The sequence below is a fragment of the Rhizobium sp. 05L429 genome, from assembly GCF_056397645.1.
Map to the genome: position 1 here is coordinate 152,704 of NZ_JBFTNV010000009.1, position 12,471 is coordinate 165,174.

Sequence of the window (12,471 nt, forward strand, 5' to 3'; positions counted from 1 at the left end):
CCAAACCTCTAATTTTTCCCCCGAAAGGGCCGGTTCGGCTCAAACGATCACGGATAGGCCTCCGAGGGAATCAGGGCCTCACGACGGCCCGGAGCCTATCGATAGCAGATCACCCACGTTGAACACCACCGCCGTTTCCGCAAACCCCAGTTCTCTGTTGAAGAATCGGCGGATATAGACCGGCTCGCGGACGAATCCCGTATCGATCTGAACTATCGCAAGAATAAAGGCCTCTGCGGCATTGAGTGACGCAAGGATTTCGTTCTTGGTGAGAATGACATCTCGTCCATCCGCATGCCGACCCTTGACCTCGATAAAGCGCAGATGGCCCGTCCGGACATCGCGGCTTTCGATGTCCCAGCCCTTCTTCTCGGCCGACACGTCGCGGGGCTCGTGGCCAAGCGCCCGCTCCGCCGCGAAGACCGCTTCCATCGCCTTCCACTCGGATTCAGCACGGAGGATCGGGTCTTCCGCAAACCCGAGCGGCTCGATTGTCGTGGCCGGCGGGGCCTTCGCCTTGAGCAGCCCGGCCGGGATCACCAGTGCCGCGCCTTTCAACACCGGTGGCAGGGCGGAAATCTGGCGTTCGCGATCCAGTTCGGATTGGCGCCGGTGAAGTCGTTCCACGAGGCGCGCCGCAGTTGCTTCAGCGTTCTGCGCATTAATGCGCTGCTCCTTGCCCGCGCGCTCTTCCTCACGAAGCCGGGCGGCGCGGGCATCCCAATAGTTGATCTCTCGATTGAGACGGGCGCGCACCTCGCGCTCCACCTTGTCGATCTCGGCAATCCGGCGTGTGCGGACCTCGTTCAAGTGATCTGGCACTAGCGAACGCACCGCAAAGCCGAGCGCTTGCGCTTCGACATTCCCCGAAAGCCAAGGCGCGACGATCTCATCGGCGACGGCGACGCGTTCCTCGGGCGTGATCGGTCGGCAATCCAGATAGGGCGCGGGACCGCCATCCACCGCCGAACCGTCTTCCTTCAAAAATAAGAATTGAAGGCGCTGTGAAATTGCGCGCGGTTCGCCGGAGCGGCCGGTGCGCGCGTCGCGGATCGCGTGCTCGAGATAGACGAGGAGTTTGGGATCGAGGCTTTCGTCGGTATCGTCCACCAGCACGCCGCCCTGACTGAGCAGCGGCTGGAACCGTTCGAGGATCACATCGACGAGTGATTCCAGCAGGGGATGACCTGGCGCCACCAGTTCGGCCTGCGGCTGGCCGATGATCAGGGACTTCTCGAAGGTGATCCGCGCATAGCGATCTAGTACAGGATCTGATCGACCGATCAGCCGGTCACGCTCTTTCAGGATCGACGGGACGCGCAGGATTTCGAAGCGACCCTTTTCGCGTTCGGCGATCCGGCCGCCGAGCATGGTGAAGGCTTCGCGGAAGAACGAGCCGATGAAATGCGGTTGCAGACGGCGAGCGGCTGCGCGTTCCATCTGCTCGCGGATTTCGGCGACTGAACTCGGGTTCATGCCTTCTGAGGTCAGCTTGCGTTCGGCGACGAGCTTCTCGATTGTTTCGACATCGACCGCGCCATCGACTTTGCGGAACAGTTCGGCTTTCTTCTCGGGTCGGTCGCCGTAGCGAATCGCATCGACGAGCAGATCGCGCAGCGCGTGGCCTTCGAACAATTCACCGAGCACGTCATAGACCTTGCCGCCAAGCGCCGTGCGGGCCTCTTCCAGCTTTTCCAGCAACCGGCGATAGACTTCGCCTTCGCGCGTGTTGGCCGCACAAAGATTCCAGAGGTGGCAGACTTCCGTCTGACCGATGCGATGGATGCGGCCAAAGCGTTGTTCGAGGCGGTTCGGGTTCCAGGGCAGATCGTAGTTGACCATCAGATGCGCGCCTCGCTGAAGGTTCACGCCTTCGCCGGCCGCGTCGTTCGCGATCATCACGCGCACACGCGGGTCGGAATTGAAGGCGGCGATGGCCCCCCGTCGTGCTTCACGGGCGATGCCGCCGTGGATCACGACCACGGCCGACGGATCGCCGACCAACGCGCCAATCTTCTGTTGCAGATATTCGAGCGTGTCCTTCGGCTCGGTGAAGATTAGCACCTTTCGACGCAAGCCAGTCGTTGCGTCGAGCATCAGGGGCTCGTCGAGAATCGATTCGAGCTCGCGCCATTTGGCATCCTGGCCGGAAAGCTTCAGCCGGAGCGCCCGGTCTTCCAGATCCTTGAGGATGAGAATTTCGGCTTCGAGTTCCGCAAGCGTGGCGGCGGCGGTCGCCTGATCGACGATCTGTTCCTCGGCGTCTTCCGCTTCCGTGCCTGGCACTTCTTCGAGATCGTCCGGATCGTAGCTCGGCAAAGCCGGCCCGTGCGTCAGCGGCGCCGAGCCAGTCTGGCGCATCACCCGCTCTTCGCGCAGCCGGTCTTCAAGACGCCGACGCCGCCGTTCGAGCGAGCGATGTATTGCGGCCGGAGAAGAGGCAAGTCGCCGCTGAAGGATTTGCAAGGCGAACCCGACGTTGGATCGGCGCTTGTCGTCGCCCGAACGATCCGCGCGGTTCATCTCCTCGCGCACATAGGTCGTCACGGCCTGATAGAGATCGGCTTCGACCGGCGACAGAGCGAAGCTTGCGGTATAAGCCCGACGCTCGGGAAAGAGCGGCGTTCCGTCGAAGCGATAGAGTTCTTCTTTCGTAAGCCGTCGCATCATGTCGGACACGTCGGCCTTGTGAACGCCTTCGCGGAAGCGGCCTTCGAAGCGGTCGGCATCGAGTAGGCTCATGAAGAGCTGGAAGTCGGCTTCCTTGCCATTGTGCGGCGTCGCCGACATCAGAAGGAAGTTTCGCGTGCGCGTCCCGAGCAGCTTACCGAGCTTGTGACGCTGGGTTTCCTTCACCTCGCCGCCGAAATAGGACGCGGCCATGCGATGGGCCTCATCGCAGATAATCAGATCCCAATCGCCCGCCGCCTCAAGTTTGGCTTTCAATTCGTCTGATCGCGCTGCCATATCGAGGCGCATGATCAGCCGGTTCTTCTCGACGAAGGGGTTGCCGGTGACGGATGCTTCGATCTGATCACGGGTGAGGAGGTCGAAATGCAGGCCGAACTTTTCGGCCATTTCTTCCTGCCACTGCTCTACCAGACTTCCGGGGGCGACAATCAAGCAGCGCTCGAGATCGCCTCGTATCAGGAGTTCTTTGATCAGGAGACCGGCCATTACGGTTTTTCCCGCGCCGGGATCGTCCGCCAACAAGAATCGAAGGGGCTGGCGCGGTAACATCTCGCCATATACGGCTGTGATCTGGTGCGGCAGCGCCTCGATCTGCGAAGCACTTACCGCAAGATAGGGGTCGAAAAGATGGGCGAGACGAATTCGATAAGCTTCCGACGCCAAACGCAGAAGCCCCGCGTCCGCATCAAACGCGTAAGCACGTCCACCGACGATGAATTCAAAGCTTGTCTCTTCGCCGCGGTAGACCAATCGCTCGGCGACTTTACCACCGACACGGAAGACAAGATTGAGTGCGTCAGCGCCGAAACGGGACACAGATATGACTTCCGCAATACCTGCGGCATCGAGACCTTTAATCCGTGCTCCGGGCTTAATTGCTTCAAACATGTTATGAGATCCATCGTTTCAGAATAGAAATTTAGTGAAAGCGCTCTGCAGACGAAAGGCAGCGACGCGGATTGTGGCGTTGCCTTTAGCCAGACCATCCTTCTAGCTTCACAAACGACCTCTGTGCAGGGGCTCGCGTTAATGATTTCTACCTGAACACTCATGATGGCCCGAGCCAAAGGCAATCGGCGCGAGCGCCCGCGCCTTTAAAATAGAGCGTTGGCAGATAGTATTACGGTATAACGGAAAGACCGCTGACCGATCGGTGAGGTTAGCTAACGCCAATGAAAATGACAGCTAAAAATCATTGGCTAATTAAGAGAGAGCAATTGCGGCAATAATTTCCGCTGCTGGAAAAAATCGAGACCGTTCGTTAAATAGTTTGGGTTGACGCGATAACGGATGCGTCAACCCATAGGTGCCATAATGTGATGGTGCCCGGATCATTGGCAGGCGGCCTCGTGTGCGCATAGACAAAAGATCGGCTGTGCGCGGAGCGGGCGGCGTCGCATGTCCCCCATCCGAGGGACGTCGGGCCACTTTCGACGGCATACTTGGTCGATTGTGCCGGAATTGCAAGATAGGGCTGGAGGCGGGTTGCAATGGTGGTCCCGTCGCGCACATAGGCTATCATCAATGCCTCACGGCCACCCCAGCCATATTCTCCATTCAGGAAGCGTTTTAAGCCTTGGCTGCAGTAGAGGTGTTCTCCCTTTATGGCGTCGATGATCTTGGCTTCAGCAATCAACGGAAATCGGCGCGTTCGAGCAGTGAGATGAATGGAAAGGTCGGGTCGCTTTTCCAGATGTGAGCCGTCGAAACTTAAGCTTTCTTTTCCTCGCACGACGGAGGCTACGAGCTGCCTCCATACCACGTCCTCCTCGATCATCCGGTTAAGGCGGGCCTCGAGCAACGCGGTTAGCTCGGCTTCATCGCCCGTCGCGACCGTTCCCGGAGCGCTTTGGCGGATGTCCACGAACGCCTGGGCTACGCCATCAGCGATTACGTGCAGGTGGACGTCATCGATCGCCGCCAACGGCAGATCAACACCACGTGTCAGTTCCGCAATTTGGTCCGGTCGCGGCACAAGCGCTGGAGAACTCATCTACGATTGAGTCCTCTCAAGAAATCGACGCGTGACCAGACGATATGTTGGGCCAACAGATGCGCCTGAGTATCGCTCCAGTAGCGGTTTTGGGCTAGACGGCCGATTAGGAGCGCCCCGCTGCGATCTTCCACTATCATCTCTGTGGCTGCCGTGGCATCGGCGACTGCGAGCAGCCCTTCCCAATCTTCTTCGATCCCAGCGTCGGTTGCGCTAGGTTCGCTATGCAACAGGAGCCCTAGCCAGGGTGACGTTGGACGATCAGTCACCATGCGCACGCTTATCAGCGTATTGAAGCGTTTCGCCCAAGGCTCAAGTTCGCTTTGGAGCCGCGTGCAAAAGTTGGCCGTGGTCTTCGGATCGGGCCGGGCCTGAGCTGCCGTCTTTGTCTCGGCAAAGGGCAAATTGAAGGCGAGCGTGTCGGAGATAATCTGCAGATCAGTTAGGCCTAGCCCGTACAAATCCGCGACCCACCGATCAACATCCTCCCAGTTCGCCTCCGACAAGTGCAGCCTATCGAAGAGTTGGTTGATTTCATCCAATTTAGCAGGTGCTAGCTTGCGGAAGTCGGGCAAAGGAAGGCGGTCGAGCGCGGCCTTCTCAATAACCTCTCGTTCGAACCCGAATTCTCCGCTTGTTAGAAGCGCTAGCCATAGAGTAAATTTGCTGCCTAGCACGAGCGCGAGGTAGCGTACTAGCGTATCAGCATCTTCGACGTCTCCCGGACAATATCCATAGAAGTTCTCACTATAGGCGACAGGCTTTCCGGCGACCCCGACACGAATCCGCCTAAGGTCCGCCGGCGGCGATTTGTGGACGATCGCGATTGGTGCCTCGAATAGACGCGAATCACGGGGATCGTGTATTCGCGCGTGTCGAAACGGTTGGAGTTGGTCGCTATCTATTAGAACGTCGCGTAGAGATTCGACTGTGACGTCGGGCAACCCATGCAAATAACGCGCGTCGGCGCCAGGTTGACCATCGCCATGCTTCCTCTTCCGGCTGCTTAACCGAAGGTGTTGATATCCCTGTCCTGAACCGGTCATGCGGCCACGAGCGGATACGCCAATTGCCCCGCGCCAAAATCTGTCCAGAGTAGGAAATTCCTTGGCCCTGATCCGCTCGATGAGCCCCAGGTCCGCCTTCGTTCCCCTGAAGAGGATCTTGAGTATGTCCGGGGTCTCGACCATCTGCTGGGTCGCGATGATCTCGGACGAATGCACATCGATGCGCATGGCTCCCGACGCATTAAGCGCGGTTTCTACTCTTGGGCTGATCAATCGGAACCCCGTACCGGTCTCCGGCCTGCGATTGGTTGCAATAAGCAAGCAGAAGGGCGCCGAGATTTCCGGCCAGACCTTCGTTTGTCGTAACTCGACACCATTGATGACCGACGTTACATCCAGCGCCTGAAATAGCGTTTGGCGTGCTTCGATCATGCCGTCACCCTGTTGGAACAGCAGACGGGCATGCAGCGCGAACGCAATTTGGGCGTTTGGCTTTGCCCACTCCATCGCACGCCAGACGAACGGAAGGTCAAGTACTTCGTTGGGAATTGGCGGCGCCATCTTGGCACCGGTTCGTTCGCTGGCGATACGAGCGACCGTCGATAGCACCAACGACCAGTCAGGCAGTTTTGTGCCTGTCGACCACGGGGGGTTGCCGACTACCATGTCGTAGCGCCCACGATGCTCCTCGCCGACCAGGGGGCCCAGGCTGCCCAGCGATGCGCCGGGCTCGTCGGCATCCCCTCCGATTCGATGGAGTACCTTGCCACGTAGATCGTCAAAGCGGAGCTTGTCCACGGGTTGGGGTTCGGGATCGAGTTCAATCGAAATCAAGTAAAGCGCTAGGGCGGCGAAACGCAGCGCTGCTTCGTTGATATCGAAACCGGTGACCTGATCATAGAGGATTTCGCGCAGACGCTGTGTGTCGGGCCGCCTGCCGTCCGCGCGCCAGCGGGCTGCCACCAATTCTCTGAATGCCGTGAGCAGGAATACGCCGGCGCCGGCGGCCGGATCAAGAATCCGCGCATCTGCGGTCGTGCCGTTACGCTCCAGCGCCCGAAATGACGCGCGCACGAGCAAGTCGGCGATGGGCCGGGGGGTATAATATCCACCTTCTTGTCGCTGCTTCGCTGGCGCATGGCTGCGCAGATAGAGTTCATATGCTTGGCTGAGTACGCCGACGGGAATGTGGGCGAAATCGAGCCGATCCCAGCGCTCTGCCCAACCCAGAAAAAGTTGGCTGCCTGGCGCGCGCATCATAATGTTCCCTAGAACGCGATAGCTTTCGAGCGGCAGATGATCGAATATGTTATCAGACAGAGGTAGAAGATCGCCGTTGAAAGTCCCGTCGAGCCAGGTGCAGGTCTTGTGTGCATTTTCGGCATTGTTGAACATTGCCGCCGCGGTCTCCGGCAAGGCCAGATTTGCCGGCAGGAGGCCACGATCCCCCAGAAAGCGGGCAAAGAGCGCTCGGCCAACTAACGAGATCGCGTCGTCATGATCAAGTTCCAGACCGATCAGATGATCGATAGCTTCGGTCAGGAGATTAAGAACGACGTTGGAAATCCAGCCCTGTTTCGTTCGCAGGGCATTGGGGCGGCGATTGGCCAGGTGCGGGAACAGGTCCTTGGCCGCTTTAGTCGACACATCGACGGCGATCCGCGCTTGCGCGGCCGTTTTGCGATCGAGGGCGATGGCGTAGACATCGAGCCGACCGGGCGCGACAACGCCGAGGTAGGGCGCATCGCCTCGCATCGCCAGCAGGCGTCGCAGTTGATGGATTTGTTCGTTGCCATTGATCAAGTCGGCATCGACTAAGAAGACGAGGGGAGCATCCTGCCATTCATAAACTGCACCAACCACACCCAAGATCGAGTTACTGTCGCGTCGGGCGCTGGTCAGTGTAGCATAGGGAAGAAGCTCAGGGCTGTCGGCATCAAGCGAGTGCAGCGCCYGCTGATCGGCACCAAAAGGTTCAAGTCGAGCCAGCCAGTTAGTCATGGTGGCCGTGTCCAATTACCAGTGGTGTGCTCACGACAGCAAATCCAGGCTTTCCTGCCGATCTCCTCCGAAATGGCCACGACGGGTAGCGCCACGCGGCTTCTTCGTCGGCGCAACCTTGGCAACGGCACTCCGATAGTCGGCCCCGCACGTCGCCATTTCGGCGACGAGCACGGCAATAAGCGCGATGTGCTGCGGGAGTTTTCCCTGTCTTGCGTAGTTTGTTATCGAATTGGGGTTCATACCAATCAACTCGGCAAAACTGCGCACAGTGAGACCGGCGCGCTCAAGTTGGGCAAGGAAGTCAGCGTATGGCACCGCACCATTTCATCTCTACACATCGTTTGATGTATGGTAGCACATAATATGATGTGTGCAATGCCAGTTGGGTGCTCCACATTCGAGGTCCTATACGGGCGAAAATCCTCTGTTTTAGGTCTGTCGCCGAGCTCTTCGCAGGACATCGAGAAGACCGATGCGCTATTGAAACACAGCCCAGCGCTTTGATGTCGAGCAATATTCACCGTATCGGTCAAGAGGACAGAACGCCCGAGAACATCCAACCCAAGTTGAGAGCTCAACGGAAATAATTTCCGCCTGATGCCTTTCCAAAGGAACCACTCGGGGCTGCCAGATTTCCTACGACTTATACATAGGTGCGATAAGGCGTTTCGGAGCATGCTCTATTCCTGTCGGCACGCTCGACCGTTGTTCAGGTAGCTCTCGAAGAGATCCGCCAAATGCGACGGCGACTTGGGGGAACGCGTCGCTGAGTTCGGGGTTCGTTTCAGCCAGCGTAATAGGCATTGCTTCGACAAGATCGAACTCAATGTGACGCTTGTTGAGCTGAACTCCTTCTTCCGCCAATTTTCTCACAAATGGCAGCCGACTGCCGCCTCCAGTCGCCACCAGCTTGATTCGCGAAGCGGCTCCTGCAACGATTCCGGCCGATTCCGCTACGAGGTCGTGGAGCGTCTTCGAAAAGTMCCGCATCTGAGGTAGATTGAGGAAGGCTGCAAGATCGACCTCGACTGTTTCGTCCGTCGGAAGCAGAACGACCAGTCGGCCTTCTGCGAAGAGCTGTTCCTTCAGTGCCCGCCGCTGTCGCCGGATGTCCAGCGACGCGGAACGGTATTCGGTGGTGTCTTGTGTTAGCGAGCTCTTATCGAGAATATATTTGTGTAGGATCTGATCCAACATGTTACCCGCCTTGTTCATGGCGGTAGCGGCGGTCGAGATTTCAAAGACGCGCGCCTGATCCCAGTTCGGGTTGTTGACGCAAAGAAAACCTGYGACGTCAGTCGTGCCTGCTCCAACGTCCACGATAAGATAGGCCTGACGTGCGTTTTCTGGCGTAGATAGGAGGGCGCCAGCTCCTGCGGCGGTGGCCTCCCGCACAGGTTCGCCGATCAACGCGACCGGCAGCAATTCCTCGGACAAGGTCTTCAGTTGTTCGAGAAGCGTCAGCGCACTCGCGAGATCCATGACGTCTGCAAGGTCAGCACCGACCGAGCGCGCTAGCACAATCGCCTCCGCCATAAGACKGCGCATCTCCTTGGCGTTTTCTTCCTTGGAATGGTCTTTCCAAGCGGGGTGAGCGAACCGGCGCAAAAGGTTCCTGGGTAAGCCCGCGCCTGCGAGAGCCGTTTCCGTGAGATGCATCAAATGTGCGAGGTAAAGAACGAGCACATCGCGCTGAGTCAAGCTGCCGTTCTTGTCCTGAATTGCGGGCAGTCGTGCCGCACCCAGCTTGGAGACCTCCTTTCCGAGCGTGATAAATTGCTTGATCGAATCTATGATTGCTTCAGTGGACGTCTGCGTGTCTTCAACATGCTGGCGCGCCTTTGAGCCGAAGAAGATCTTGCCATCAGTTACAAGAAGTTCGGACGGCGTGGTAAGCCTGCTTCCGGAGGATCCGTCTCCGATAGGCAGATCGACGTATCTGGTACCGCCTGCTCCGGTTACGGTCGCGAATGCTTTGGAGAAGGAAGTGCCGAAATCCACGCAGACTATCGAATTGGGGTCTTCGTTTTCGGCGCTGCCGAGGTCCAGAGCCAGCTTGTACGTTTTGGCGGCCTTAGGCTTCGACGGTTGCGGGGCCGAGAGTGGAGTCACCGCAACGGCTTCCGCGCTCGGTTGTTCAACCTGGTCGAGCAAAAGCGATTTTAGCGCCTCCACTTCCCGTGAAGTCAGGAAGGTCCGCTCGCCGCTCATGGCTCGCTCGAGCAGGTTCATCAGTAAGTCTTTGGCGCGTTCCTTGTCCACCCACGTCCCCTTTGCCCTATTTCACTATAGCTTTCACTAGGATAACCGGAGGTCTCCCGGATGTCGTTTTGACTGCTCCTGGTACTACAACCTTCGCTTCCATCGATGTTGTTATCGGCTTAGAAGCCTCGTGCGAGCGGGGATCGTATTTCACTATCTCGTCGCGCTCCGGCGAAACGGAAATCCCGCGCTTGCGTAGGATGATGTCGATCGACTGTCCAAGGAGGTCAAGGTGCGTGCCGAAGGTCTTGATTGTCGATGCGTGGACCGGTTCGAAGGCTTCGATGGCGTCACCAATCTGACGCACATCCGCAGGCGTCATCTCGAACCTTTTTCTCTCGATCGCCATCCGTGCAATGAGCACGTCCAGATCTTGGTCGAGAACCTCTCCGAGGGTCTCGTTCTTGGCGGCGGCTTGAAGTTCCCGACCGGTCGACAGCCAGTGGGATACTTTCGGCAAAAGACCTGGATCGGCGGCGGCCCTGCGTGATGCTATCTCGTCTATCTTCTTGTTTCCCAGAGCGCCAGCTATTGATCGCCTCAACTCGACGTCCATGTGACCCTGTCGAGCCACGACAAGAAGCGCGTCGACTGCTAGATTAGCCGAGCGGTTTAAGCGCTCATCCACGCTGGGGGGAGGGGTGGCGGGCCGCCACCAGTTCAGGGGCGCGCTTACCGCTCTGTACATGTCTCGGTCGAAAAGCGTGTCAACCCGAAGGCGCAGAATCGTGATCACCAGATCCATGGCTGCCAACGCAGCCGTTTCGCGAACCTTGACGAATTCTGCGGTTGAACTTCCCGCTGACAAGCTGAAAAGGGAGCGAAGCGCCGCTCCCAGACCCGCTCCCGCTGGAAGTTCGGAAACACGGAGGGGCTTTAAGAGAGATTCGCACACCCTGGTGAGCCGGCGAAATGGAGTTAGGGGGTCGTCCGGTCCTTCACCTTGTTGGCTCGTTAATCCGTCCGCTATTTCTTCGATGGCCTCGGCGATGCTGCCGCAGTTGGCGAGCGCAAGTTCGGCCCACACGTCTTTGGAGCGGACCTCTGAGGTTCCGGCTAGCGCGAGTTCACGCGCAGCATAGCGACCAATCCACTTGTTGGTCGAAGCCGACACCGCCTTAGCAAAGTAGTACCTGTCATCGGCGTTGCCCCATTCTCCCGTGTGTGGGGGGCTTTCAGATAACGCGCTTATTATCAGCGGTCTGACCGCCGCCGCTATGGGCACGGAAACCTCCGCTGCCTTGCCGAGAACTGAAAGCGCCTCTAGGCGAATCTGAACCGATCCCCGCGAAGCCGCCCAAGCAAGGCGGCGCAGGTCTGCGATAACGCGGTCGTCCTGCAGTTGCTTTTTCTTAAATGTCCGGGTCTCGATCAGCGACTTAAAATGCGCAATTGCTTCCTCCGCTTCAGATGAAGAATAATTCTCTAGTTCTTGAAATATCATGCGATCGACGCTTTCCGAAGTCGTACGCGTACAGATTAGCGAATTGATGTTTGGCACGCAATGAACCCAACTGACGTAATCGCGAGGCTTTCGAGCTCGGCTCCATTCTTGGGTAGGGTCGGTCATGTTGTTAGCGGCTAGGCCGATGCCGACGCCACGGAAATAATTACAGATGCGGGGACGATCTTCGAAACTAACAATCCCGAAGTTCTTGTTTCCGTCAGACCGTGCAAGGCGGGCCTGTTCTTGAGATCCGGTATCGTGCGTGGTATCGCTTCAGGTATCGCAATCGGTGCTTTTGCGTTAGTGATTTGACGGCAACCCCAGAAAACCGGGTATCGTACGGCTAATTGGGGAAGAGTCCCACCCTCTCCGCCATTTTATATCGCCTAAACCCTTGTAATGTAAGTTTTTTTGAACATAGCCCAAACCCTGATCCTAGAAGCGATCCTAGCAGGCTATTGCGTCCAGCTTTTTTTCGCTGKGGTCTCGTGCTGATTCACAACATATCCTAGATATTTGTCAGGGACGTAATGTCCCGAGCGAACTGGGGTATGTCTTGGGAACTCTATTGGCAGCTATGGGGCGGGAAACGCTTCGCTTTATTGTAGTGGAGATCTGGGCTTACTGGCGCAAGCAGCGTCAAGAGCGCAAGTACGAAGCCGACATGGCCGCTTTCAGGGCTGGCGAGGGCAACCTTCGGCGCCTGTCAGCGACGAGGCCCGGTAACGTCGATCAGCGGCGAACCGCCTCCTTCGCTTCTGGCACCAACACCCCGTCAACCAACCACCGCCATTAAAGCAAGCTCGCAAACGGCGTCAGCCGGCGTATCGTCGCCTCCGGCTTCAATACTGGCAACCTTCATGCCATTGAGCGTTTCGCCTTGGCGGGCGAAGAACCGGCCCAGGTCTTCGGCGCGCTGCTTGCCGATGCCGAGAGAGCCCATATAGGCACGTTCCTTCGCCGGGAGGGAAGCAAAGCCGCTTTGCGCCGCCATCTCGGCATTCGCCAAAATGCGGTTCCGGATCATTCGCGAGGCAAGCGTTTTTTTGAAAATCATCCCAGTGCAG

The 12,471-nt window shown here is 57.9% G+C and carries 7 protein-coding genes; all 7 read right to left on the reverse strand.

Translation table 11 applies throughout. The features are described from left to right. Nucleotides 1-78: 78 nt before the first annotated feature. Nucleotides 79-3,579: a helicase-related protein gene (locus AC1DNW_RS12190; protein ID WP_477852816.1), complete on the reverse strand. Its 3,501-nt coding sequence runs from the start codon at nucleotides 3,577-3,579 to the stop codon at nucleotides 79-81. A 373-nt stretch (nucleotides 3,580-3,952) separates the two neighbouring features. Next, nucleotides 3,953-4,684: a hypothetical protein gene (locus tag AC1DNW_RS12195; RefSeq protein ID WP_477852818.1), complete on the reverse strand. Its 732-nt coding sequence runs from the start codon at nucleotides 4,682-4,684 to the stop codon at nucleotides 3,953-3,955. After that, entirely contained in the window at nucleotides 4,681-7,692 is a 3,012-nt protein-coding gene (locus AC1DNW_RS12200; RefSeq protein WP_477852819.1) for an HsdM family class I SAM-dependent methyltransferase, read from the reverse strand. Before AC1DNW_RS12200 ends, AC1DNW_RS12195 begins: the two co-directional genes overlap by 4 nt. Before the next feature lie 30 nt (nucleotides 7,693-7,722). Beyond that, the gene (locus tag AC1DNW_RS12205; RefSeq protein WP_477852821.1) at nucleotides 7,723-8,010 is read right to left on the reverse strand and encodes an XRE family transcriptional regulator; all 288 of its coding nucleotides are present in this window, start codon (nucleotides 8,008-8,010) and stop codon (nucleotides 7,723-7,725) included. A gap of 321 nt (nucleotides 8,011-8,331) precedes the next feature. Continuing rightward, nucleotides 8,332-9,957 carry a hypothetical protein gene (locus tag AC1DNW_RS12210; protein WP_477852823.1) on the reverse strand — a complete coding sequence of 542 codons (1,626 nt, stop codon included), beginning with the start codon at nucleotides 9,955-9,957 and terminating at the stop codon, nucleotides 8,332-8,334. A gap of 16 nt (nucleotides 9,958-9,973) precedes the next feature. Next, the gene (locus AC1DNW_RS12215) at nucleotides 9,974-11,401 is read right to left on the reverse strand and encodes a hypothetical protein (RefSeq protein WP_477852825.1); all 1,428 of its coding nucleotides are present in this window, start codon (nucleotides 11,399-11,401) and stop codon (nucleotides 9,974-9,976) included. A gap of 778 nt (nucleotides 11,402-12,179) precedes the next feature. Then, nucleotides 12,180-12,413 (reverse strand): hypothetical protein, encoded by a 234-nt coding sequence (locus AC1DNW_RS12220; RefSeq protein WP_162748646.1) that lies wholly within the window; start codon nucleotides 12,411-12,413, stop codon nucleotides 12,180-12,182. Between the last annotated feature and the right edge of the window lie 58 nt (nucleotides 12,414-12,471).

Coding starts and splice junctions, on each gene's coding strand:
- AC1DNW_RS12190 (WP_477852816.1), bottom strand. CDS start 3,579: ATGTTTGAAGCAATTAAGCCCGGAGCACGGATTAAAGGTCTCGATGCC.
- AC1DNW_RS12195 (WP_477852818.1), bottom strand. CDS start 4,684: ATGAGTTCTCCAGCGCTTGTGCCGCGACCGGACCAAATTGCGGAACTG.
- AC1DNW_RS12215 (WP_477852825.1), bottom strand. CDS start 11,401: ATGATATTTCAAGAACTAGAGAATTATTCTTCATCTGAAGCGGAGGAA.